At 53.5% G+C, this 24,119-nt stretch carries 21 protein-coding genes; 13 read left to right on the top strand and 8 right to left on the bottom strand.

The features are described 5' to 3' along the window. The first annotated feature begins 112 nt into the window (after positions 1-112). From AB4O01_RS01635 to AB4O01_RS01580, 12 genes are all read left to right on the top strand, one after another. The gene (locus AB4O01_RS01635; RefSeq protein WP_007919523.1) at positions 113-628 is read left to right on the top strand and encodes an Hcp family type VI secretion system effector; all 516 of its coding nucleotides are present in this window, start codon (positions 113-115) and stop codon (positions 626-628) included. A 130-nt stretch (positions 629-758) separates the two neighbouring features. After that, positions 759-2,801 (top strand): type VI secretion system Vgr family protein, encoded by a 2,043-nt coding sequence (locus AB4O01_RS01630; protein WP_460090445.1) that lies wholly within the window; start codon positions 759-761, stop codon positions 2,799-2,801. After that, positions 2,791-3,534: a DUF4123 domain-containing protein gene (locus AB4O01_RS01625; protein WP_460090443.1), complete on the top strand. Its 744-nt coding sequence runs from the start codon at positions 2,791-2,793 to the stop codon at positions 3,532-3,534. The genes AB4O01_RS01630 and AB4O01_RS01625 overlap by 11 nt, the downstream gene beginning before the upstream one ends. Continuing rightward, positions 3,531-8,261 (top strand): RHS repeat-associated core domain-containing protein, encoded by a 4,731-nt coding sequence (locus AB4O01_RS01620; protein ID WP_460090442.1) that lies wholly within the window; start codon positions 3,531-3,533, stop codon positions 8,259-8,261. The genes AB4O01_RS01625 and AB4O01_RS01620 overlap by 4 nt, the downstream gene beginning before the upstream one ends. Continuing rightward, positions 8,258-8,677 (top strand): hypothetical protein, encoded by a 420-nt coding sequence (locus AB4O01_RS01615; RefSeq protein WP_460090441.1) that lies wholly within the window; start codon positions 8,258-8,260, stop codon positions 8,675-8,677. The genes AB4O01_RS01620 and AB4O01_RS01615 overlap by 4 nt, the downstream gene beginning before the upstream one ends. A 1,093-nt stretch (positions 8,678-9,770) precedes the next feature. Then, positions 9,771-10,391 (top strand): hypothetical protein, encoded by a 621-nt coding sequence (locus AB4O01_RS01610; RefSeq protein ID WP_460090439.1) that lies wholly within the window; start codon positions 9,771-9,773, stop codon positions 10,389-10,391. Positions 10,392-10,598: 207 nt separating this feature from the next. After that, on the top strand, positions 10,599-10,859 hold the full coding sequence (locus AB4O01_RS01605) for a hypothetical protein (RefSeq protein WP_460090436.1): 261 nt from the start codon (positions 10,599-10,601) through the stop codon (positions 10,857-10,859). 280 nt (positions 10,860-11,139) lie between these two features. Continuing rightward, the gene (locus AB4O01_RS01600) at positions 11,140-11,562 is read left to right on the top strand and encodes a hypothetical protein (protein WP_460090434.1); all 423 of its coding nucleotides are present in this window, start codon (positions 11,140-11,142) and stop codon (positions 11,560-11,562) included. A gap of 368 nt (positions 11,563-11,930) precedes the next feature. Further along, a complete protein-coding gene (locus AB4O01_RS01595; protein WP_460090433.1) occupies positions 11,931-12,137 on the top strand; it encodes a hypothetical protein in 207 nt (68 codons plus the stop codon). Next, complete coding sequence (locus AB4O01_RS01590) at positions 12,137-12,427, top strand: hypothetical protein (protein WP_150650776.1); 291 nt, start codon at positions 12,137-12,139, stop codon at positions 12,425-12,427. The genes AB4O01_RS01595 and AB4O01_RS01590 overlap by 1 nt, the downstream gene beginning before the upstream one ends. Positions 12,428-13,319: 892 nt before the next feature. Then, positions 13,320-13,790, top strand: a complete 471-nt coding sequence (locus AB4O01_RS01585; protein ID WP_460090430.1) for a hypothetical protein — start codon at positions 13,320-13,322, stop codon at positions 13,788-13,790. A 57-nt stretch (positions 13,791-13,847) separates the two neighbouring features. Next, positions 13,848-14,345 carry a hypothetical protein gene (locus AB4O01_RS01580; RefSeq protein ID WP_460090428.1) on the top strand — a complete coding sequence of 166 codons (498 nt, stop codon included), beginning with the start codon at positions 13,848-13,850 and terminating at the stop codon, positions 14,343-14,345. Positions 14,346-14,384: 39 nt separating this feature from the next. On the opposite strand, the gene AB4O01_RS01575 is transcribed toward AB4O01_RS01580, so the two are convergent. After that, positions 14,385-15,197: a VanW family protein gene (locus AB4O01_RS01575; RefSeq protein ID WP_460090427.1), complete on the bottom strand. Its 813-nt coding sequence runs from the start codon at positions 15,195-15,197 to the stop codon at positions 14,385-14,387. Positions 15,198-15,421: 224 nt separating this feature from the next. Between AB4O01_RS01575 and AB4O01_RS01570 the strand changes: the two genes are divergently transcribed. Continuing rightward, complete coding sequence (locus tag AB4O01_RS01570; protein ID WP_460090426.1) at positions 15,422-16,231, top strand: glycosyltransferase family 2 protein; 810 nt, start codon at positions 15,422-15,424, stop codon at positions 16,229-16,231. Positions 16,232-16,580: 349 nt separating this feature from the next. Here the strand turns inward: AB4O01_RS01570 and AB4O01_RS01565 are convergent, their stop codons facing one another. The 7 genes from AB4O01_RS01565 to AB4O01_RS01535 all read right to left on the bottom strand — a co-directional run bounded on the left by AB4O01_RS01565 (position 16,581) and on the right by AB4O01_RS01535 (position 23,945). After that, positions 16,581-17,165, bottom strand: coding sequence for a hypothetical protein (locus tag AB4O01_RS01565; protein WP_460090424.1), 585 nt, complete (start codon positions 17,163-17,165; stop codon positions 16,581-16,583). A gap of 85 nt (positions 17,166-17,250) precedes the next feature. Further along, the gene (locus tag AB4O01_RS01560) at positions 17,251-17,448 is read right to left on the bottom strand and encodes a hypothetical protein (RefSeq protein ID WP_460090423.1); all 198 of its coding nucleotides are present in this window, start codon (positions 17,446-17,448) and stop codon (positions 17,251-17,253) included. A 10-nt stretch (positions 17,449-17,458) separates the two neighbouring features. Further along, a complete protein-coding gene (locus AB4O01_RS01555) occupies positions 17,459-17,701 on the bottom strand; it encodes a hypothetical protein (protein WP_186624615.1) in 243 nt (80 codons plus the stop codon). Positions 17,702-17,895: 194 nt separating this feature from the next. Continuing rightward, positions 17,896-18,963: a lipocalin-like domain-containing protein gene (locus tag AB4O01_RS01550; RefSeq protein WP_460090421.1), complete on the bottom strand. Its 1,068-nt coding sequence runs from the start codon at positions 18,961-18,963 to the stop codon at positions 17,896-17,898. Beyond that, positions 18,953-21,424, bottom strand: coding sequence for an ABC transporter permease (locus AB4O01_RS01545; protein WP_460090419.1), 2,472 nt, complete (start codon positions 21,422-21,424; stop codon positions 18,953-18,955). Before AB4O01_RS01545 ends, AB4O01_RS01550 begins: the two co-directional genes overlap by 11 nt. After that, positions 21,421-22,074 (bottom strand): ABC transporter ATP-binding protein, encoded by a 654-nt coding sequence (locus AB4O01_RS01540; protein WP_460090417.1) that lies wholly within the window; start codon positions 22,072-22,074, stop codon positions 21,421-21,423. Before AB4O01_RS01540 ends, AB4O01_RS01545 begins: the two co-directional genes overlap by 4 nt. Positions 22,075-22,247: 173 nt before the next feature. Beyond that, the gene (locus tag AB4O01_RS01535; protein ID WP_460090416.1) at positions 22,248-23,945 is read right to left on the bottom strand and encodes a sulfatase-like hydrolase/transferase; all 1,698 of its coding nucleotides are present in this window, start codon (positions 23,943-23,945) and stop codon (positions 22,248-22,250) included. Between the last annotated feature and the right edge of the window lie 174 nt (positions 23,946-24,119).

The following is a 24,119-nucleotide window of genomic DNA, read 5'->3' as shown; positions in this document are numbered from 1 at the left end:
CCGGCCCGCATGGCCCGCACAATTGTTGGCACGCTCCTTGATAACAGTCAGGCACCCACCGGGCGATTTCGCCTCCCGGGCACCTTAAATTATTCCGCAAGGAGAGCACCCCATGGCAACACCAGCGTACATGTCGGTTACCGGCGAAAAACAAGGCCTGATCACTGCAGGCGCTTTCACCGCTGACTCCGTAGGCAACACCTACCAGGAAGGCCACGAAGACCAGGTTATGGTTCAGGCTTTCAGCCACGACGTGATCATCCCGCGTGACCCACAATCCGGTCAGCCAACCGGTCAGCGCGTTCACAAGCCAGTTGTGATCACCAAGGTCTACGACAAGGCTTCGCCACTGCTGCAAGCCGCTCTGACCTCCGGCGAGCGCATGAGCGAGATCGTTATCCAGTGGTTCCGTACTTCTGCTCAAGGTACCCAAGAGCACTACTACACCACCAAACTGGAAGACGCGATCATCGTCGCCATCAACAACAAAATGCACAACTGCCAGGATCCAGGCAACTCGCACTTCACCCACCTGGAAGAAGTGCAGTTCACCTACCGTAAAATCACCTGGACCCACGAAGTATCCGGTACTTCGGGTTCCGATGACTGGCGTGCTCCAGTCGTTTAATTACGGCTGATCGTTACAAGCATCGGCCAGCTCTGCTGGTCGATGTTGTTTTCGCCCTCCAGAATTTCGCGTAAGTTGAGCCGTTTTGCGGTCGTCGACTCACGCCGCTGTACAGCACGAGGAACAAGGGATGTTCGCGCCGGCCAATGAAACTCACTTTGCCCTGACCATCGAAGGTCTTTCTGCTGACTTTCAGGTATTCACCCTGCAAGGTCGCGAAGCCATCAGCCAGCCTTTTGTGTTCGAGGTGGAGCTGGTCAGTGAGCAGCCGTCGCTGGACCTCGAAACCCTGCTGCACAAACCAGCCTTCCTGCAACTGTCGCCCGACGGCAGCGGCATTCATGGCCAGATCTACCGCGCCGCGCAAGGTGATTCGGGCAAACGCCTGACCCGTTACTCGGTGACCCTGCGTCCGCAATTGTCCTACCTCGCGCACCGCATCAACCAGCGCATCTTCCAGAACCTCACGGTGCCGAAAATCATCGGCCAGGTCCTCGAAGAGCACGGCATTCAAAGCAACGCTTACGAATTCAAGACCGGTTCGATCTATCCCGAGCGCGTCTACTGCGTGCAATACGATGAATCGGACCTGCATTTCATCCAGCGTCTGTGCGAGGAAGAAGGTATTCATTACCACTTCGAGCACACGGCGACGGCGCACAAACTGGTATTCGGCGATGACCAGACGGTGTTCCCGAAACTCAAGCCTGTGGCCTATCAGCAAGACTCCGGCATGGTCGCCAGCGACCCGGTGATCAAGCGCTTCGACCTGCGTCTGGAAACCCGTACCAGCCGCACCACCCGCCGCGATTACGATTTCGAAAAACCACGCCTCACCCTCGAAAGCGAAAACCGTGGCGACGCCCTGCCCGACCTCGAAGACTACGATTATCCGGGTCGTTTCATCGACCGCGAGCGCGGCAAACACCTGGCCAAACGCGCCCTCGAACGTCATCGCAGCGATTTCAAGCTGGCTGAAGGCAAGAGCGATCAGCCGTTGCTGGTCAGCGGCCACTTCCTCGCCCTGACCGCGCACCCGAAAGCCAAATGGAATGACCTCTGGCTGCTCACCGAAGTCCACCACGAAGGCAAGCAGCCGCAGGTCCTCGAAGAGTCGGTGACCAGCGACACCACCGCACTCAAAGACGATTTCCACCAGGGCTACCGCAACCGCTTTCAGGCCACCCCGTGGGACGTGCCGAACCGCCCGCCCCTGCGCCACCCGAAACCGCGCATCCTCGGCAGCCAGAGCGCCGTGGTCACTGGCCCGAAAGGTGAAGAGATCCACTGCGACGAATACGGCCGCGTCAAAGTCCAGTTCCACTGGGACCGCGAAGGCGAAGCCGACGACAAAACCAGCTGCTGGCTGCGCGTCTCCAGCGCCTGGGCCGGCGCCCAGTACGGCGGCATCGCCATCCCACGCATCGGCATGGAAGTGCTGGTCACCTTCCTTGAAGGCGACCCCGATCAACCGTTGATCAGCGGCTGCCTGTACCACAAGGAAAACACCGTCCCCTATCCACTGCCGGCGAACAAGACCCGCAGCACCTTCAAGACCCTCAGCTCGATGGGCGGTGGCGGCTACAACGAGCTGCGCATCGAAGACAAGAAAGGCCAGGAACAGATCTACCTGCACGCCCAGCGCGATTGGGACGAAAACATCGAGCACGACCAGAAAATCCGCGTCGGCAACGAACGCCACGACACGGTCGAGCAAAACAGCTACAGCGAATTCAAGGCCGAAGAACACCACACCGTCTACGCCGACCGCAAAGTCGAAGCCCGCGCCAACGACCACCTGACCGTCGGCGTCAATCAGCACATCAAGATCGGCACCGGCCAGTTCATCGACGCCGGCCAGGAAATCCACCTCAGCAGCGGCATGAAAGTGGTGATGGAAGCCGGCGCAGAGCTGACCCTGATCGGTGGTGGCAGCTTCATCAAGATCGACGCCGGCGGCGTGACCATGAGCGGCCCGGTGATCAACATGAACTCCGGCGGCAGCCCCGGCAGCGGCACCGGCGCCGCCCCGCTGATGCCCGGCGTGCTGAAACAGGCCGATGCCGACAAGGCCGGCCAGGTCCTGACCCCGGCCCAGATCAACACCCTCAAACGTAACGCGCCATTCTGCGAAGAATGCGAAAAATGCAAGGCAGGTGCCTGTGCCATCTGATCGAATTACGCCCAAGGATTGGCTGGCACAACAGCCGCTGCAGACTGGTGAGCGTTTGTATTTGATTATTAGTGCGGCGAGTGATTCCGACGCGCTGAAAAACCTGTATCTCACCGAACCCACCGCCCAGCTCATCCCGATCTGGGGCGGCACGCCCTACTCCACTTGGCAACCGGTGATGCCGTATGTCACCGAACTCAAAGCCAATTCCGCGTTCCTGCCGTGGATCGCTGAAACCGATGCCCTCGATTGGGGCTGGCTGGCGGTGTCGCGTTCCGAACCGAATGAAGTGTTCGAGCATCTGCGCAGTCTGACGCAGGTGAAGATGCCGGACGGGACCGAGGTGTTTTTCCGGTTTTGGGATGGACGGCATATCTATCCGATTCTGCATGGATTGGGGGAGAAGGCTGGGGAAGTGCTGCCGATGTTTGAGCGGTATCTGATTAATGGGCAGTCGCTGGAGGTTGGGACGCGGGTTGTGCCGAAGGTGAAAGATTGGCCGTGGTGGGAGGTGCCGAAGGATTTACTGGATGAATTGATGGCGGAAAATCCTTCGACCGTCATCGGCAACATGATGCAGTGGCTGTTGGACGAACATGCCGATCTGTACTTCTCGTTCCCCGAATCAAATCTGAAACAAAAAGTGGCGCGTTTCGTAAAGCGCACGCCGCTCACGGAAGAAAATTTTGCCGGGCTGCTGAAAGCCCATCTGGAAAATGAGGTGGTTGTATGAGCGTTTTGATGGGTGGGATCGTTGGTGGCCTCACGGCAAAACAACCTGATGCTCAGGCAATCATTGCCGACTTCAAGAAATGTCTGAAAGACTACCGTGAGCATGCCGAAGCCTGGTATGGCGGCATTCTGGACGCCGAGCAGCAGTTCAAGGTCGGGGACGAAGTCGGCACGGCAGACAAGGACAGCAAAAAGGAAAACACCCTTTATGCCAACTGCCCGGCGAACGGCAAGCTCGTACTGGTGCACAGCTTCGAATCCGCACGTTTTGTACCGATCGGTAATACACCGGTCCGTCTGACACCAGTGGTAGATGGCCGCTTTATTGGCAAGAACGAAGTCGGTCCAACCATCAACAAAACCATCGACTCGACCGGCATTCTGGAAGTTTCCGGGCTTACACCCAATCAGCAATACAAGATTACGTTCTTCCCTAATCCTACGCCCGCTCAGATCGATAGTCTGTTCAACTCCTACCAAGGTGTGATCGGTGAGCTCGGCGGTTGGCTGCAAACCGAGTGGAGCACAAGTTTCTTGCCGCTTTGGCAGGCACACACTGATGCATCACTGGGCGGCCGTGCCCTGCAGGAGCTGGAAGCCGCGTGGGAAGGCTTCATGAAGGCGATCATGGGTTTGTGGGGCGATATCAAGAGCCTCTACGACCTCGTCGCCCACCCTCGGGAAAACTACGAGAAGCTTAAAAACTTCTTTACTGAGGAGCAGATCAAGAAGATTTATGACGCCTCGGCAGAGGCTATCCAGACTGCCCTTCTGATCGCCAGCGATGAGCCACTAATGTGGATCTATGTCGCTGCCATCGTGGCGTGGATACAGATGTTGCCGCCACAGACCTGCACGGAAGTGCTGGCGCAAATGAGCACGGAGTTCTTGCTGAACATCTTGGTCGGTGTGGTCTTGACGGGTGGCCTCGGCTTGGCCGTTCGCGTGGGGACGAAGGCGATCAAAGGTGTGCAAAGCAGCGGCAAGGTCATAAAACTGATCGAAGACTTCACCGGCATGCTGATGAAAGTCAGCAAATCCAAGGCCACGCCGCACACCGAAGCGTCGAAACCTTTGTTGCTTAATGGCGATTCGAAATTCAATCCGGCACGTAAAGCGGATGTGCAGATTGCGGCCCCCAAACCTGCCGAAACCGCGACAGCACCGAAAAACAAGCCACCGGTCAGCGGCGGAAAAGTGGAGTCCGATGCGCAGATTCAAGCACGTAAAAAAGATGAGCCCGCCTCGCGTGTCGAACAGGTAGAACACGTCGACAACGCGCCAGATCAATCGAAAAACCCGGCCGACAAACCCGCACAGTGTGTTGACGATACATGCTCTGGTGGCGACCCCGTGTCGATGGTGACCGGTGAAGAATTGCTCACATTGACAGATGGTAAACTGGACGGTTTGCTGCCTTTCGAGTGGTCACGTCTCTATCGCAGCAGTGCAGTCGAAATCGACAGCCGACTCGGACACGGCTGGAGTCATTCGCTGTCCCATCGTTTACAGCTCGACGATGAGGGCGTTCTGTGGACAGACAATGAGAACCGCCAGACCCGATTCCCGATGCCAACCGGGCAGCGTCCCGCCATCACCAATAGTCTGGCGAAAGCAGCGATTTATCTGGGCAATGCTCCCGGCGAACTGGTTCTGACCCAAGCCGGGCCAAAAACACGCTTCTACCACTTCCGAGCCGGGCGCCTGACAACGATCAGCGACGCCTATGAAAATCGGTTGCAAATCAGTTATGACCTTGTTGGCCGTATCCAGCGTATCGACAACGGCGCAGGTCGCGCTTTGCTCCTGCGTTACGACGACCGTCACATTACGTCCGTCGCTCAACAGCAACAACGCCAAGAGTACAACGAACGTGGTGAACGCCAAGACCCATGGCTGACCATTCAGACGCTCGTCACTTACAAATACAATGCACGCAATCAGCTCGTTTCTTCGACAAACGCAGCAGGTGAAACCGAGCATTACCGCTACAACGGCCAGCACGTCATCCTTGAGCGACAGATGGCCGGTGGAGCAAGTTTCTTCTGGGAGTGGGAGCGAGAAGGCAAGCTTTCCCGTTGCGTCCGTCACTGGGCCAACTATTCGCAGATGGAAGCGCGATACGAGTGGGACGATAAAGGCTCGGTGACCGTTTACAACGCCGACGGCAGTGAACTGGTCTATGTGCATGACGAAAACGCCCGTCTGGTCAGCGAGACCGCACCCGATGGCGGTGAAACGCAGAACGCCTATGATGATGAAGGTCGTCTGATCGCCGTAACGGACCCGATGGGCGCCATCACCGAATACCAATACAGCGAGGCCGGGCGCTTGATCGCGGTCATACCGCCGGAAGGTGTTCCGACCCGTTATAACTATTTCAACGGCCAACTCATCGATGTACAGCGGGGCGAGGCGCGCTGGAAATATGAACGCAACCGTCAGGGCGACATCACCCAACAAACCGACCCGAACGGTAACGAAACCCACTACAGCTATGACCTTCAGGGCAGATTGCTGGAAATTCTTCACCCCGACGGCAGCCGCCATCAACTGGGTTGGAACAACCTCGGTCAATTGCTCGAAGAGCGTCTGCCGGATGGTGGTCAGCGCAAATATCGCTACGACGCCTTGGGCCGGCAAATCACCCGGCGGGACGAATTTGGCGCGATCACTCATTACCAATGGGACGCTGCTGATCGTCTGACCCAAGTCACCCTGCCCGGCGGCGCCACCCGTGCTTTCACCTATAACCCGTATGGCCGGGTCACCGCCGAACGCGACGAGCTCGGACGCATCACTCGGTACGAGTACGCCGACAACCTGGATCTGGTCAGCCGCCGCATTAATCCTGACGGCAGCCAACTGCGTTATCGCTACGAAAACTCGCAACTCAACCTCACCGAGATCGAGAACGAGCGCGGCGAACGCTACCAACTCGACTACTACTCGAATGGCCTGATCCAGCAGGAAACTGGTTTTGACGGTCGCCGCACCGCGTATGAGTACGACCTCAACGGTCAGTTGCTAAAGAAAACCGAGTTCGGCGATGACGGCAGTGAACTGGTCAGCGAGTACCAGCGCGATGCCTCCGGTCGTCTGTTGGTGAAGACCTTGCCCGACGGCGAGGAAATCCACTACAGCTACGACGCTCTAGGTCGCCTTGTCAACGTCGACGACGGTAACTGGCCACTTGCTTACGAATACGACGTGCAGGACCGCTTGATCACCGAGCACCAAGGCTGGGGTACGACGCGCTATGAGTACGATACCGTCGGCCAATTGAATCACTGCCGCCTGCCGGATGGCAGTACGCTCGATTACCGTCACCTGTCCGGCGGACGTCTGAGCAGCATTGACCTCAATGGGTCACGCCTGACTTCGCATCAATTCAGCGCCGGTCGCGAGCAACAACGCCAACAAGGCCTGTTGCTCAGCCAATACCAGTACGACGAACAGGGCCGCCTGCAAGCACACACCGTCGGTCAGCGAGACAAGAATCTGCTCCAGCGCCGTTACAACTATGACGCCAACGGCAACCTTGCCGGTATCGACGACAGCCGCAAAGGTAGCCGTAGCTATCACTACGATCCACTCGATCGCCTGATCAGCGTACGCGGCGCCACACCGGAAAGCTTCGCCCACGACCCGGCGGGCAACCTACTGGGTCAGAATAACGAAGGTACGGCAAACCTCGCCAACGTCAAAGGCAACCGCCTGCTCATGCAGGGCGACCGCCACTATGACTACGATGCCTATGGCAACCTCATTCGCGAACGCCGTGGCGCCGGCCAGAAACTGGTCACCGAATACCGCTACGACTGCCAGCACCGCCTCATCGGCGTTAGCCTGCCCGGCGGCAGCAACGCCAGCTACAAGTACGACGCCTTCGGCCGCCGAATCGAAAAATCCGTAGACGGCCATACCACCGAATTTCTGTGGCAAGGCGAACGTCTGATCGCAGAAAGCGCCGACAATCATTATCGCAGCTACATTTACGAGCCCGGCAGCTTCCGCCCGCTGGCTATGCTCGACGGAGAAGGCCCGCGCAAAGCCACGCCGTTCTACTACCAACTCGACCATCTCGGCACGCCGCAGGAACTCACTGATTACAGCGGCGAGATCATGTGGTCGGCCAAATACCGCGCCTACGGCAACCTTGTTGCACTGGACGTCAGCGGAATCGATAATCCGCTGCGCTTCCAGGGACAGTACTTCGATACGGAGACAGGCCTACACTACAACCGGCATCGCTACTACAATCCGAGCACTGGACGTTTTCTAACGTCAGATCCGATCAGGCTTGCGGGTGGCTTGAACAACTACCAGTACGTGCCAAATCCCACGGGCTGGATAGACCCCTTAGGGCTGGTTTGCAAGCAAACAAACGGCTCTACCCCAAAAAAACCTCCGCAGAAGACAGCACCTCCTGAAGTGGGAGAAACATTAGAGTTCGAACACTTCGAGCAAGCTCGCAATAAAGCACTTGAGTGGCTTGAAAGCAATGGATTCAAGGCTGAGAAGCCAACGATTGGCAAGTTTGGTACAAACGCAGGAAAGAACGTAGGTATGCAAACTGCTGATGGAAAGACTGGTTACCGAATAGAATACGATGAAAGAAGTGGCGCTCACATAAACGTCTGGTCAGGAAAAAAACCTGCTCCACATTACCTCTTCAACGCAAGTGAAAAAACAGTATTAAAACTACTCAGGGCATTTAAAAAATGAGTTATTTCGACGACGAGCTTGAAAAAGACCTATCAAACTCCAACATTACTTTCGAAAAATTGAAACCCGAAGTACATGATAGCTTTGTATCTAGCATCAATAAAAAGTTTCCATTTAGTGGATCTAAAATAGCTTGGAACGCCCTCCCCAACAGCATGAATTACGTAAAAAAAGAGGCCAACCAAGCTTTTATTGACATTTCAAAAAGAATAACGACCCTCAACGCTTCCGAGATTGTATTCATTGGCGACTCTCTTACAGATAAAGCATACAAAATAAGCACAGCAAATTTAGAATGCGCTCTAGCGATTTTCGCGGACATCCCTCAACATACTTACTTCTTCTCGGAAAGCCTAAGCTTCATCGGCTGCATTAGTAGCGAAGGAGAAATTGATTTTAGCGAATCATCTTCTTAATCATCATTCCCAATCAAGCCGGGGCAGGCCACGCGTCTGCTTTCCTGATGGGCTAAATAGGGCACGAACTAAAAAGGTGACAGATTTGAATGGCACTTACTTAATAGCTAACCACTTGAGCTGAAAGCAAAAAATGAAGAAGGGCTGGTCTTGGTCTACGGTGATAGTTGCGAACACACCCCGACAAACCAAGGACACAGCCCCAAATGGATCGTAGACGTGAAGTTCTTCAGCATCAACAGTAACTTTTTCATCGACACACTCTAATTCTTTAGACGGAACCCACTGTAAAAATGTCCCCTTTTCTGCTTGGCATCATGACGCCTATCGTGAAGGGATTTTGCAGCTCATCCCTACGGCGCAACACAGATCCGGAGAGGCGTAGAACACGGGACTGACCACGGTTTCTTTTTTTGTATCTATAGCCCTTTGGAAACTCTCCTCTTTCTCGCTATTTAACGTGGTCTGTCCATGTACAATTATGCTGACCGCAATAGAACTTTCCACCTTAAAAGTGTTTCCACCCATTATGTTTTCGAGTGAAAAATAAAATGTGGACAAACTACATTTCAGACAAAAAACAATGGCTACGCGCCAACGGACTTAAACATCTCCCACGCCATACTTAGAGACAATGCGATAACTTTAAAACTATTCAGCCGCCTGAAAGACAACAGCTACCCAGATAAGTGGATAAAAAATGAATATAATGAGTTTTCCTTTGACCTGATCATTAACAATGCAACAACATTAGAGGTTAAAAACTTCAACCTCTGCGGCCCACTAGAACTAAAAATCAACAAAAACAACAATGAATTCGAAACAAAGGCGACAATCAACTCTCTATGCAATATCACGTGCAACGCCAGTGGAATATTTATAAGCAACATCAAAGCCTACAACAATGATGGCGCAATTTAAGAAAAAATAAAAAGTGGGACAAATTTATCTTCTACAAACCGAAAATAAACATGCCCCTCTTTTATCGAAGAATAGTCTCGCAAACAAAAGCCGAACCGAAAGGTTATAAAACCATTGACAGCAGCCAAATAGAATCAAAACAACTTGACCGATTTATAATCGAGAGAGCAAAATGAAATTTTTAATTGACATTACAAAATCCTTTGGCGCTATCGATTTCGACAATGCCGGCGGAGTCATATCCTATATAAATATCCCTCCTACTGAAAACATTCATAATAGCTTTCAACTCGAAATTTTTAATGTCGTTCTTAACCTAATAGACGAACCAATAGTCTCTTCAATAAAACTTCAGAATTCAAAATTCCTAGACAACATGGACGAGGACGGCTTCCTAATACTCAAGAAAGCAATCATTACATTTGAGAAGATGAAGGGTCATGAAAAACTAATACGCCTATTAAACCAAGATAAAGGTTACTTGACGCACGAGTCTTACGGTCCCAAATTAGCGAACGACGATAGAATCTACGACGTCGGAGGGAGATCATTCTCAACACCACAGCTGTTGATCAATCTTGCCATAATCTCACCAAAAAAAGTAACTATCGAGTTCAGCCCTTCGAACCATACTTATATAGCAACATACGAAGAACTCCAAAACTCAGTAAAACTCTTAAATTTACAAGCAAATCGTGTCCAACCTCCAATCCAGGGAATATTCGACACAACCTACAGCAATATGCACACCGTTAGCGATTTTGATGCGGGTTATCGAGTATACAAACAATAGAGCAATGGTAAGTGGGGACAGTCCATATCTACCCTGAACAGCCAAAAAGATTTTTCACTTCACCTAACAAATATTTAAAAATAGAAGCCCTAGCGCGTAAACGTGACCAGGGACATTACGTTTTTTTTCCATAAAAAAAGACTAAAAAAAGGGACAGATTTATTTTCTATGGGGTACCGATCCAAGCGTTCCACCCGGAGACAAAAAGTGAAAGTCACATGCAAAACAAACAAGATAGGCGAAAACTTCTCGACAGAAACAGCATCAAGACTAAAGCGCTACATTTCAATTGGCGACGATGAACTGAAAATCGAAATTGGAAAAGAATATGTAGTTTATGGCATTGAGCTTTGGGATAACTGCCCTTGGCTTTACATTTGCGCAGAAACCTATGACGAATATCCGAAACCGTTTGCCCTGGATTTTTTGAGATCTCCGACAAGAAACTTTCATCTCACTGGATTTTGAAATCCAAGGAGACTCACAACAATAAAAACAAAACTCAATTTGTTTTTCAAGAGTGGGCTGAAGACGACAGCTTTTATGAAAACCTAGTTAACGAAGATCAAACCTGCATAACTATATTCAACCGATACAAAAAACTCATTGATACAGAATAAGATCAAAAACGATATATGAGCAACCTTTTCACTTGCGAGCTCCACGCAATAGGAGACAGTCTATATTTTTCCGTTTCGCACTTTAAACGTGGTCCGTCCCTGATTAATTACTTTAAGAAAGAATAATCATGAGAACTTTTTACATATGCGAGTCAGGAGTTAAGCTTTGCGAGCAACCCGAGTACACGCTTTCTCCTGACTTTGTGAGTTTTACACTTATCTCGGCGTCTTTGCAGGACATCTGGTCAAATTGGGAAAAAATCAGCCATTCTCTGGCGCAGGAATGGCCTACAACTATAAAGTGGCGGACTGTTGGCTACTCCCTGGAAGATCAAAAAAAACAGGAGATTCGTCTACGCAAGGACATTGAATCTACTCTAGGCGCTAATGGAGCAATAAAGAAAAATGAAAATACAAAAATATACTCTTACTTAGACCCGACTGACACTCTTGAAAACAAACTTAGGCCAGACGAACTAACACAATACAGAAATACTTTTCTAATTCTAAAAAAATCGAACCAGATAAATACCTCCTATGGGAACAACTAAGTAAAGGCGACAAGGCTGTCACTTCAAAAAGCGTTTTTGATTTTATGACCATTGACAAAGAGACGCTTATCGCTCGATTTTTAGAAAGCTACACTCATTCAACCTTACAACTTATAGCGCCAGCAGAAACCCTAAACAAAATCACATCACTACTTGAAAATCTAAAAATCAAGAAAATCAAACACACCGAACTCTCCCAAACAATAAACAACCTTTGACATTACGCAAGACAACGGCGTGAACGGGGACAGACCACGGTTTCTTTTTTGTATCTATAATCTACCCTCTAGAAACTCACCCCTTCCTCGCTATTTATAGTGGTCTGTCCCTGAATAACAATCCAAGCTCAGGATAACAATCGTGTCTACGTGGAGACTGCCAACAAAAAGCCATTGAGCCAACTAGACACTGAAGATAAGTATCAAATTGGCAGAGGACGCGGCAGAGACCACATTGAAACGGACGTGCCGGACTCTCAACTTGAATGGGTAAAAAACCCTAGATACGGCACAATGGAGCTTACGATCAAAGGAAATGTGAAGCTAGAGAATCCAACATTCAACCGGCGAAAATGATGCTAGAAAAAAACAAACAGATAGTTCTTAATGGGAAGGATGCACTCGAAGTTCTAGCAGACATCGAGTTCATCCTAATTTCACTACACAAAATGGGAAGCTACTACGCGGATAAACCCGTCGAAGATTACCGGAAGGCCACCACTGACTTTATTGATAATGAAAAGGTTACTCAGCGCCTTGCCAAAGTAAGGAAAATCATCAGCAAGAACTTTGACTCAACACTTGGAGATGATGACATGGATGATATAGAGCGCCACCTGGAAGAAATTAAATTCTGGAAACCCTAAAAGCCATAATCGGTCGCAATCGGGGGAAAACCCTGTTGATTCCCCACAAATCCACTACAGGTTCTGCGGCTGATGATGCACCTCATCGCGCAGAGCTTTCTTCAATCTTCCCCCAGTCTTCGCTGCCTCCGTAAGACGGGGACAGACCACGAGAAAACGGCGACAGACCACGGTTTCTTTTTTGTATCTATAATCTGCCCTCTAGAAACCCTCCTATTTATCGCTATTTATAGTGGCCTGCCCCTTAACAACACAAGATATATGTTTTATAGATCAGAAACCCCCGTTGGCTACAATAATGGCGAGCTAACAAACTGGGTTAGGATTAAACTTTCAAAAGCTGGCGAACCTGTCATACACAGCTTTCCAGCCTCACCTGAACAAGTTAAAAAATACATGGGCAATGTAAAATGAGACCCAAACTAAAGTACGAACTTCAACCAATTCGAGTGCCAAGCGGCTGGACAATAACAATCAACAACTTTTTTGAGATTGAGTTAACCCCAAAAACTAACGACTGGTTCACCTGCTCAGTACTGTTAGGGGGCGTAAGGCGTAGTACTGGGCACTGCTTCGATTCTAGAGTAGAACCAGAGGGAGACCCCGACGGAGAGTTTGTAATTGACTTCTTAAAAATCGAATATGATCACAAAGGAAAACCGGTTAAAAACTCCGAAGTTTTTCTCAGTGAATTCAGAACTAAAAGCAAGATTTAATTCATCAAGCAGATTGAATCATTCATGATCGAAGCATGAAATACAAATAGAAGAAAAAATAAAAACGCAAAAAAAACAGGACAAAAAATGTGAAAGATTTATTTTCTACAAACTGAAAATACCCCCCCTTTTCTCCGCAGCGTCATTGAAAATTTTGATGATTGGAAAAAGCTTCTATGAAAACCACCTTTGAAACAGCTTTAGAACTTCATGAAACATCTGATTTCTTTAAAGGCAATGAGAAATATTTTGCCCGCGGCTCCGACTGGGGAGACCATCTCTTCGTTAGCAACTGGCAGGAAATGTGCGGAGTTTTAAAACATCAACAATCAGCACAACACCTGCTGACAACTATATTTGAGAATTATGCAGAACACTTAAAAGAAGATTATTCAGATGCAGAAGGATTGCTTTCAAACATAAGCGCTTACTACACCCTTAAAAACAAAATCGCACTTCTGTCGGACAATAATTACGACTTGGTTGAGAGCCTTGACGAAAACAGCAAAAAAACCATAGGGAAATTATTCCGTCTCCTTAGACAGCAGTACGACATAAAAAACGAACTCCTGCCAAAATACAAATTCAATGATGAGATCCAGCGATTAAAACTCAAAGGCTGTCTAATTGACCTCGAACACCTTTGAGCAGTATTTAATGCGACTACCTCACACCACCGCACGATCAATACTTGACCAGTCCTCATGAATAAACATCAGATCACTTTAGCCAATGGATGGACAGCAACCTTTGATAACAACGGTGAATTCCGTATGGGAGCCGAAGGTTGGAGCTTGTCTCTGCAAGGGCCGGACGGCAGGAATATTCATTACTTCGCGGATCAGATCATTCTGGTCAACGATGACGACGGCACCCAGGCAAATTCATGCCTGCGTCTATCTACTGATGGTGTTTACGGTTATTTGAGTACAGCCGTTGATAGCTGCTGGGTGATCGATTTTTCGCGATGCATGATCGCTCCCCATCGGGTAAGCATCTATCACTACCATGACGCCTACGATGAAAGCGTCGCAGCTTACGAGCAGCCGGCCTTCAAACGCGCGAGGCAATACATCAGCGTTGTTGGAAAGTACATTTATCTGACTTTTCCTCTAACCAAAGATGAGCACTTCCCCAAGGTATGGGAGGAGTACCTCTCGATACGCAGACGCCAGCTGGATGAGTTGTATTTCAGAAACTGATCGAAGGGCGCCATCGTCAGCGAAGTGCTTTCACGCGCCCTACCCGATCAACTCATCTGCCACGTCATACTTAACCACCACCCGATTCCGATACAACCTCACCCGCTCCACCAATTCCCCAACCTGCCCCTTCTCCCGCACTTCCCGCCAAATCTCATTCTCGCGAAACACCCTGCTGCCCTCCCGCACAAACCGATGCGCCTCTTGAAACACGTGATAGCGATATTCCCTCACCCGATCACACAGCAACTCCCCTTCGAGTTGTGTCTCGCCGACGTTCAACTTCAACTGAAAGTGACGATCCGTTGGGTTGTGCAACACCAGATCAACGTAGTTGTAGAAAATCGCCGCCCCGGATCCAAACGGCAGCACCCGCCCTTCGTCCGGAAACGGGTCGAAGCTGTGGTTGGAGCGTTCGACCACCACCAGCGGTGAATGAATGGCCATCCAGTGGATCAGGTTGCTCAGCTGGCAAATGCCACCCCCTACCCCGCGTCGTGCCTCGCCGAAAGACAGTTCCATGCCTTCAACGTAGCCGCGCTTCAACGTCGGGCGGCCGACGAGGCGGCAGAAGGAGAAGTGTTCGCCGGGGGCGATGATGACGCTGTCGATGGCGGCGATGGCGAGTTTGAGGTTGATGACTTTGTTGTGTTGCAGGGCGAGGTCGGAGTTGCCGAGTTTGCGGATGAGTTTCGAGGTGTGTTTGAGGTAGCGATATGGCAGACGCTCGGCTGCGGCGACGGGGCGTGCGTAGCGTTTGCTGGAACAGTGCCAGGCGATCTGGCGGAACAGTCTTTTTTGCCACACGCGCAGCCAGTACAAGGCCGGGTGGTAGAGGGAAAGAGGTTTCATCCGTGACACAACGGCGTGCGCCGTTTCTTCCTTGAACCGTGAGAGGGGCGCGCATTTTATCCGCTTATGACCGGCAGCACCCCATGCATTTCATTAGACCAGCAGCCTCTCTTCGGCATACATCTACCGTCACATCCGCAAATTAAGGTTCGACTAAGGTTGCCTCGCTACGATCGCGGCAACGAAACCCTGTTGTCCTTGAATCGCAGATGAGTCCTTCCGACATGAACGCGTTTGATTTACCAGCCCAGCCAGCGTCGAATTTCAGCCTTGTCTTGGTAAATTACAAAACCCCGGACATCACCCGAATGTGCCTCGAGCTTTTGCGTGAGCACGTCCAGGAGCAGCGCATTCCGGTGTGGGTGGTGGACAACGATTCGGCGGATGCCAGTCTCGATTACTTGCGTTCGCTCGACTGGATCAACTTGATTGAACGGCCTTCCCCGGGCAAGGAAATCGGCCATATTGCGCACGGCAAGGCGTTGGATCTGGCACTGGAAAAAGTCGACACCGATTATTTGTTTCTGTTGCACACCGACACCTTTGTCTACGACAAGGAAGTGTTTGCGATGATGATGCGTGAATGCACGAAAAAACCGGATATGGCCGCAGTCGGTTGTGTAGAACAACTCAATCGCGGGGTTGTTCGTGACACTTGGCGGTTAACTTCGCGTTTCTGCAAGCACTATGCTCGTAAAGCGAAAGTGCGTCTGGGTCTGCGTTCGAAAATGCCAAGACCCTACAAAGAAACTCATCTGAAAAGTTTCTGCACATTGTGGAATGTCCGTCTGATGAAGTCCCTGGGCCTGCACTTCTGCATGGATGAGCAGGTGCCCGGTTATGCGCTGCAAGATCAAATGAGCAGCCTGGGCTATGGCATCAAGTTCCTGTCACCGCGCAAGATTTTCAGCTATCTGGATCACATTCAGTCAGGAACCGTAGCGGCGGCGGGCACCTACGGGGTAAATCACCGCAGGACAAAAATGTATCAGGCCACGCTGAAGCGCTTTCAAGGGGCAGCTAGACACAACTGAAGCGCACACCTCGGTCTAATTCACAGCAAACAAAAAGGGCGACTATAAAGTCGCCCTTTTTGTTTGCTGAAATTGTATACATTCATTCCGAAGAGGTGTTCGCCCAGTGTAATGGCCTGGCAATCCATGCACCGGTAAAGAGCCCTGACACTGGGCGAACGGGTAGGATTTTAATAGAAGTTGGCGCTTATGTCCTCATTCTTGAATATGAAATTTATGTACGGAAACGTTAATAGATATTTATCGGCGATTCCTTTCATGAAACTTTCAATGAGGTCAAACCACACTAATAGTATGACTACTCTCATACAAAAACTGTACAAGAGCAGTCACCCTGTAGAGTTAAAGCTCAACTTTCGTGTTGACTGGTCACTTTTAAGATATCGGTGTAAGTGACAATAACGCTCTGCCCTTCTTTCAGATTTTTCAGCTTGGCTTGAATTTCAGGCTGTTTCACGTCAAGAACTTTCGATTGACCTTGCGGGTTTTGCAGGGTCACCTGATTTGTTTTCAAATCAATTTTGGTGATTTTCAACTGCACCTGAACCTGACGATACGCCTCGCCGCCGGGTTTATCGCTGCCCGGAGCCTTACGCAACTCACCGGTACGTTCGGTGGTGCCAGGCAGACCTTTATCCACATCGGTGTCGAGGTAAGCGGCGACAGAACGCTGCACCTGGATGGTGACCTGATCGCCGGCCTCGAGATTGTCGAGGTTTTTCGCCTTGTCGCTGAGCTGAACGTGAACCGGCTTGCCTTCGGCACCTTCCAGCACAACTTGATGGTTGGCGGCATCGACGGAGATCACTTTGGTGGTGACCTTATCCGCCTCGATGGAAGCGGAGAGCGGAATATCGGCAGCGAAGGCGCCGAAGCTGGTGGCGGACAGTACGGTTGCGAGGGTGATGGCCTTGGCCAGTGCGTCGAGCTTCATAATCAATACTTTCCCTGTGATGAATGGCAGCGCCCTGCGCCGAATTGGCTTCGGCGACGAGCGTGCCACTGAGCATAGACGCAGTTCAGGGCTTGGCTTTGGTTTGTGACGGCGAGGTTTGTTGCTTGGCGGTGTCCTGCGCGGTGGATTCGCCACTGGGCGTGCCTTTGCCATTGTTTTCACGCTGTTTCGGGTCGGTGGGCCGCAGGGCGTCGTTGTCGCGTTCGGTTTCGCCCGGTGGCCGGGGTTCGTCGGGGTGTTCGCCTTGGGTGATGGTTTTCATGGGGTTGTCCTCAGGCTTTGGGGTCGTCGAGTTCACGGGCGACGTTGATCGCCGGTGAGTCCTTGTGCAGATCGTCGGCCTTGGCGCGCAGAAGCTGCCATTGCTCCAGGTCGATGGCGCCTTGGCCGAGCAGGTCGTCGGCGATGCGTTGCAGATCGAAGTAATGCGCGTCGGGGGATTGCTGCCAGTAGGTCTGGTCGTCGAACAGGCGCTGCCAGGTGGTCATGTCTGGGGGTTGCAGGTCGTCGCTCATGGGGAAGTCCTCGACGGCGTTTCGCAAAGGTGTGAGAGATATTCGGTAGAGGGGTTGAGAAGTAGCGGAGTTCCAGCCAATTTCTCTGTGGTGTCTGGGCGGGCGCTTTCGCGAGCAGGCTCGCTTCCACATTTTGATTTCGGTCAGATCCGGATTCTGCGCCCGTTACAACTCGCAGTTTTTACGAGGCGCTGTCAGTACCCGGTCATTTCCAGATAGCCCTGGCCGGGATGGCTGCCGCTGATGTGCACCGGGCCTTCCCAATAGGGGATGCGCAGGTTCATCCAGGCATTGGGGTTGAGCGCGTCGAGGCTGATGTCGAGGTGTTTGTCGGGGATGCTGATCGACCATTTCACCGGCATCGCCCGGCCGGCGACCTTGGCCGTGGTTTGCGGGGTGAGCCGGATCTGCGAGCTACTGAGGGTTTGCGTCTGACCGTCGGCAGCAATCCACGTGCCGGTGAGATACGGCGCGCCGTCCTTCTGGCGCATGCGGTACAGCATCACGTGTTCACCACTGTCCAGGTGCAGGGAAAACCAGTCCCAACCGGTTTGATTGGCGGTCAGCGGCTGGCTGCTCCATTCGCGATCGAGCCATGCCGGGCCGCTGACGGTGTAGGTCTGGCCGTCAATCTGCAACGTGCGGCTGGCCTGAAAAAATGGCTGACTGTAGTAATACGACGCCTGACCTTCTTCGGATTTCTGGCTGAAGCCCTTGTCGCCCTGCAGCACCAGCGGACGGCTGGACGTGAGGTGCAGTTGATAGGCGAAATCCTTGTCGCGAGCACTGAGTTGCAGGTCGCTCAGGGGATCCTGCGCCTGACTGGCGAACCGCCAATCATCGATCCACGCCTCGAACGGCGCCAGTTGCACACCCGCCTGCCCCACCCCGCCTCGCGCATAACGTTCGGCAGCGTGATGTACCGTGCTCGACGTCACCGCCGCATGCCCCAGCCAGATCGTTTGATTGCCCCACCCTGCCGTCTCCGCCACAGGTTTCAAAGCGCTGCGAAACAAGGTCCACTGCACGCCGAATTCATTGCCCTGCTGATCCTTGAGATTGGCGGTGACGTACCACCACTCAATGCGAAAGCCGTCATGCGCCCCGTGATCTGCGGGAAAACTGAACACCCGCCCCGGCACCACCGGCGTAAACGCCAACGCCTGATTGCCCATCCCGGCGAAGCCCTTCTGCTCCGGCGCCGATTGATCGCAACCGCCGAGCAGCAGCAAAACCAGGAGCACAAAGCGGTTAATCTTCATGGGCAAACGTCCTCAACAGGTCCGCCGGTTGCGTGCGGTACAACGAGTACAGCGGCCATGCCGACGCCAGCAATGTCGCCAGTAACGCCAGTCCCATCAGTTGCAGCAATTGCCATGGGAATATCCGCAACGGCAACCGCCAACCAAACGCCTGAACGTTGATCACCGCATCCAGGCACCACGCCAGCGCGATCCCCAGCGGCAACGCTAACACCAGCGTCAGCACCGCCAACAGCCAGGTCTGACCAAGATTGAGCAGCATCAATTGCCGCCGCGTTACGCCCAACGCCCACAGCGGTGCGAGTTGTCCGAGGCGACTCTGGCTTTGCGTCAGCAGGCTGATGAACAGCGCCACACCCGCCACCGCCAGGGTCAAACTGTTCAACGCCGCCGTCGCCGCAAAGGTCCGTTCGAAGACTTGCACCGACCAGCCCTTGAGCCGCGCCTGATCAACGATGCGACTGTCATCGAGTTGAAAACGCGTCTGCAATGCAGCTAAAAATCCCGGGATGTTCTGCGGTTCGATGCGCAGATTGAAACGGTTCGGCGTCAGTTGCGGCCAGCCGCGCAACAGGTGGTTGATGTTGACCAGCAAATGCCCCTTGGGATTGCCGTAGTCGGCGTAGATGCCAACGATGCGCGGCGACCATGGGCCATTGGGTGTCGGAATCGCCACGTGTTCACCCACGTGCAATTTCAGGCGCCGGGCGATTTGCTCATTGAGCATCACCGCATCATCCGTCGCGAGATGCGCCCACGGATCGCCGCCAACGGCATCGAGCAGCGGCCAGTGCTGACGATAATGAGCGTGATCGATGACGCCGAACACTTCGGCCGGCCAGCCCTGCAGCGTCACCGCGACCTGCCAGTTGGGCAGAATCGCCGCGATGTTCGGCTGCTGCTTTAGCCAGCTGTACATTTCCCGCGACTGTGCCGGATTGCTCGGGTTGATATACAGCTCGGCGCTCAGGCGTTGTTCGAGCCAGTCATCGAAGGTCTGGCGAAAACCGGCGGTCATGCTGCCGGCACCGATGTTGGCGGCGAGCGCCAAAAGCAACGCCATCAGCGCCAGGCTCAGTGCCGGCAATTGCTGACGACAATCGGCGAGAAACCACTGCCCCAGCACCGAGCGACTGCGCCCGAGCAACTGATTCAACAACGCGCTGAGCAACACCGGCAAAGCCAACGCGGCGCCGATCAGCAACCCGGCCATCAGGACAAAACCGCTGGCCAGACTGTCACCCCAGATCAACGCCACCAAGGCCAGCAAACCGAGCACTGCCGCCAGCCAGCCTTGTCGGCGCAGCCAACGCGCATATTGCTGATGCCAGGCTTGCGGATCCGCCACGGCCAACAACGGCAAACGGGCGGCGCGCAGCAGACTGTTGGACCCGGCGAGCAACGCGCCGAGCAGGCTCAAGCCGATGCCGCTGAACCACCACCACGGACTGAGGCGCAACTGCCCCGCCACTTCCGCGCCATACAAACCGCGCAAGCTGGCGGCGACGTCCGGCAGCAAGACACTCGCCAACCAATAACCGCTGATCACACCGAACAATCCGCCGATCAGCGCCAGCACACCCAGTTCGACGATCAGACACACGATCAACATCCGCGCGCTGACCCCGCAGGCGCGTAACGTACGCAGCAGACCGCGTCGTTGCTCAAGAGCCAGGCCAATCGCGGCGTGGACGATGAACAAGCCCACCACGAATGACAAAAACCCTAACGCATCGAGATTCAGGTGAAAGCTCTCGGTCAGTCGCGTCAGATTGTTTTCCTCGCCGCTGCTTTTGAGCTGCAACTGACCTTTGAACACGGCGGGCAACTCGCCGTGGAAATCCTTCGGCAGCAATAACCGTGACAATTGTCCGGGTTGTTCCAGCAGCGTTTGCGCGACGCCGATGTCCACCAGCAACAGGCCGGGCGCCATGTCCTTCTGCGCGAGCAACGGTGGCAAGCGCAGCCCATTAGCCGTTTGTGGTGTGTCGCCTTCACGCAGATCAAGCGCCTGCAAGGTTTCCGGAGAAATCCAGGTAGTGCCGGGGGGCATGAAGAACTCGACGACACGCTCAATCGGCAGCGCCTGCCCGGCCACTGCGGAATCGGCCGGCAATGACACCGGCTCGATGCCCATCAGTTGCAGGCGCTGATCTTCATGGCCCTTGAGCAACAACCGCCCTTGCAACAGCGGAGACACCGGCCAGCCCTGTCGACGCAGGTCCACGAACCATTGCTGTGCGAACGTCGCGCCGTTCGGCGTACTGAGACTGGCCTGGGGTTCGCCGCCAATCAACTGGCTGGCCCGTGCATAGCTGTCACGCGCCTGACTGTTCAGCGCCTCGACGCCAGTGAGCAGACTGGTCGCCAGCCACAAGCCGGTGAGCACGCTGAAGAACTGCACCGGATGACGCCGCCAATGGCTGAGCAGCGCGCGCAGGGTCTGACGGAAAACGATCACGTCAGCCGTCCGTTGGACAACTCCACTCGCTGCGCCAATCGCGCCGCAACCCGCTGACTGTGAGTGACCATCAACAATGTAGTGGGCGTGTCATCGAGCAATTCCAGCAACAGCCGCAGGACTTCGTCGCTGGTGGCTTCGTCGAGGCTACCGGTGGGCTCATCGGCCAGCAGCAATTTCGGCTGCGAGGCCAATGCCCGCCCCAAGGCGACCCGCTGCTGTTGGCCACCGGAAAGTTGCTCGGGATAACGCTTGAGCAAATCGCCCAGGCCCAGACGCTGCACCAGATGCGCCTGCCAACGCGGTTCATGGCGCCCGGCCAGACGCGCCTGAAAGGCCAGATTGTCCTCGACGCGCAAACTGCCGATCAGGTTGAACTGCTGGAACACCAGACCGATTTCCGTCCGCCGCCAGTTCGCCAGTTGCGCTTCGTTCATCGCCTCAAGACGATGCTCGCCGCTGCGAATGCTGCCGCTGTCGACTTTGTCGAGACCGGCCACCAAGTGCAGCAAGGTGCTTTTGCCACTGCCGGATTCGCCCATCAATGCCAGGCTGCTGCCGGACTCCAGCGTCAGGTCGACGCCTTGCAGCACCGGCAATGGGCCTTGCGGGGTGAGATAGCTTTTGAAGACGTTTTCAACACGAAGCATGCCGCCACCTGATCGGTCAGTGTGGGGCAAGGATAGCGGATGGCGATGACCGACTTGAACTCAGCGTTGAATTGACCGGCCCCTTCGCGAGCAAGCTCGCTCCCACAGGTTGATCGCATTTCAAATGTGGGAGCGAGCCTGCTCGCGAAAGCGTCAGCCCAGCCAACTCAAACTTACTGCCCCGCCGCCACACTCGTCGGCGCCTGCGACGGCGTGACAATGCTGCCCAGATCAATGTGCTTCCACTCAGGCTTGGCACCCAACCGTGCATTGAAGCGGTAGTTGAAGGTAAATTCATCCGCCGTCGCGACACTCAGTGGCTTGCCATAAACAGCCTCGATCCCCGCCAGGTCATAACCCATCAACTGCAACAGCGTCGGGAAGATGTTGTAGTGGCTGGAGCGATCCTTGTTCGCCGCCAGTTGTGCCGACCAGTCCAGTGTCTTCAGATCGCTGCCCTGAATCACCACCAGCGGCACCAGCCCTTCCTCCTCCACCGGATCGCCACCGCAATGGGTGTTCAGGCCCGGATTACCGCGCTCGTGTAAATCCTGACCATGATCAGAGGTGTAGATCAGCAATGCATTGTTCAGATTGCCCTGGGCGAACACCCGCGCAAAGAATTCGCCGACATTCCACAACACAGTGTTCTTGTAGGCGTTGCGGTACAGCACCCAATCGTCTGGCTGGCCGTTGAAACCGGTGCGTTCGCCGGTATCGGCCACCTCGGTGAACTGCCCGCGCGGTAAGGTCGGGCGGTAGGCCATGAACGCATCCGGGTATTTGTCATGCACCGGAAAGTGCGCGCCGACCTTATTGATCACCACCAACTCTGACTGGTCGTCGTTGAGCAATTCGATGAGCTTCGCTGCCGCCGCCATGTCGCGATCGCGCACGCTGGTCTGGTCGAATTGCACAAACTGGTCGATGTCCTTCTTCTCGGTATCAGTCATCAGGTTCTGCAGATTGCCAGCCGTGCGCTGGGCATCGATGTATACCGTGCGCAGCCCGGCCTTTTTCGCGTACTGCCAGATCGACGGCAGTGTGCTGTTGATGCGCATGTAGTCAGCGCGGGTGCCGCCGTAACGCAGGGTCACGTTGGTGTCGGCGCTGCAATTGGCGATGGACGCGGCGTAACCATAATTGAAGATGTCGACACCGGGATGCGCCTGCTTGAGGTTGCTGTGCACCCCGAACGGCGCGTTGATGTCCAGATAATTGCCGGAGATGCTTTCATCGATGATCAGCACGATATCGTGACCGACGGCTGGCGAGGTGCGCGTCAGTGTCACTGGTTCGCGCGGGCCGACGGTGCTGTGCAGGGCTTCATAGGCAAACAGGTTCAGGTAGGCCAGCGGCGTGTACATGATCGGCAAACCCCGCGCGCCCTCGCCCGCACGCAAGAACAGCACCGCACTGAGCAGCAACACGCCGCACAGCGGCGCCGCCACACGTAACGCGTTGGGAATCGCCAGGCCGTGGCGAGGCCTCAGACCGATGCCGAACAGCAACAACAAACCGCTGAGGGCGCCGTGCAGGATCGCGTCTCGATACTGGTACGCCGCTTCCTGGATGAAGCCGCCGGAATACACCAGCGAGACGAAGCTGCTGTAGCTCAGGTAATCCGCCGTGACCCGGGTGTAGACATCGAAAAACACTGCGGAGGCGAACATCACCAATGCGAATGCATGCCGGATGAGACTCTGCCGTATATAGGCCGTTAGATATAACGCTAAAGTTAGCGCCAAAAACATCGCGCCAAAAAGAAGTACAGCAAAACCGAGGCCGATAGCATTTAACCGCTCTATGTAATATTCGACATAAAGCAGAAAATAAATAATTAAAAGCAATTCTTTCGCATATCTGAACATGGCGATACCGGTCTTGCAAAACGGCGGAGAGTCAAAAGCTTGTCAATCAGAATCTGACACTAGCACCCGGCCATCAAAGCGCAAGAATTGACTGCCTTTTGTAAAAAGCGTCAAAAAACCGATGACTCAAATCTGACACACATCAAACCCCAGAAGCCTTTAAATTAAAGGCTT

The sequence above is a fragment of the Pseudomonas sp. S2_E02 genome (assembly GCF_054668355.1).
The sequence above is the reverse complement of the archived record's forward strand: the minus strand, read 5'-3'. Positions and strand labels throughout refer to the sequence as shown.

Excerpts from the sequence above, each read along its gene's own strand:
- AB4O01_RS01635 (WP_007919523.1), top strand. The coding sequence starts at position 113 with ATGGCAACACCAGCGTACATGTCGGTTACCGGCGAAAAACAAGGCCTG.
- AB4O01_RS01630 (WP_460090445.1), top strand. The coding sequence starts at position 759 with ATGTTCGCGCCGGCCAATGAAACTCACTTTGCCCTGACCATCGAAGGT.
- AB4O01_RS01620 (WP_460090442.1), top strand. The coding sequence starts at position 3,531 with ATGAGCGTTTTGATGGGTGGGATCGTTGGTGGCCTCACGGCAAAACAA.
- AB4O01_RS01615 (WP_460090441.1), top strand. The coding sequence starts at position 8,258 with ATGAGTTATTTCGACGACGAGCTTGAAAAAGACCTATCAAACTCCAAC.
- AB4O01_RS01610 (WP_460090439.1), top strand. The coding sequence starts at position 9,771 with ATGAAATTTTTAATTGACATTACAAAATCCTTTGGCGCTATCGATTTC.
- AB4O01_RS01600 (WP_460090434.1), top strand. The coding sequence starts at position 11,140 with ATGAGAACTTTTTACATATGCGAGTCAGGAGTTAAGCTTTGCGAGCAA.
- AB4O01_RS01590 (WP_150650776.1), top strand. The coding sequence starts at position 12,137 with ATGCTAGAAAAAAACAAACAGATAGTTCTTAATGGGAAGGATGCACTC.
- AB4O01_RS01585 (WP_460090430.1), top strand. The coding sequence starts at position 13,320 with ATGAAAACCACCTTTGAAACAGCTTTAGAACTTCATGAAACATCTGAT.
- AB4O01_RS01580 (WP_460090428.1), top strand. The coding sequence starts at position 13,848 with ATGAATAAACATCAGATCACTTTAGCCAATGGATGGACAGCAACCTTT.
- AB4O01_RS01575 (WP_460090427.1), bottom strand. The coding sequence starts at position 15,197 with ATGAAACCTCTTTCCCTCTACCACCCGGCCTTGTACTGGCTGCGCGTG.
- AB4O01_RS01570 (WP_460090426.1), top strand. The coding sequence starts at position 15,422 with ATGAACGCGTTTGATTTACCAGCCCAGCCAGCGTCGAATTTCAGCCTT.
- AB4O01_RS01565 (WP_460090424.1), bottom strand. The coding sequence starts at position 17,165 with ATGAAGCTCGACGCACTGGCCAAGGCCATCACCCTCGCAACCGTACTG.
- AB4O01_RS01560 (WP_460090423.1), bottom strand. The coding sequence starts at position 17,448 with ATGAAAACCATCACCCAAGGCGAACACCCCGACGAACCCCGGCCACCG.
- AB4O01_RS01555 (WP_186624615.1), bottom strand. The coding sequence starts at position 17,701 with ATGAGCGACGACCTGCAACCCCCAGACATGACCACCTGGCAGCGCCTG.
- AB4O01_RS01550 (WP_460090421.1), bottom strand. The coding sequence starts at position 18,963 with ATGAAGATTAACCGCTTTGTGCTCCTGGTTTTGCTGCTGCTCGGCGGT.
- AB4O01_RS01540 (WP_460090417.1), bottom strand. The coding sequence starts at position 22,074 with ATGCTTCGTGTTGAAAACGTCTTCAAAAGCTATCTCACCCCGCAAGGC.
- AB4O01_RS01535 (WP_460090416.1), bottom strand. The coding sequence starts at position 23,945 with ATGTTCAGATATGCGAAAGAATTGCTTTTAATTATTTATTTTCTGCTT.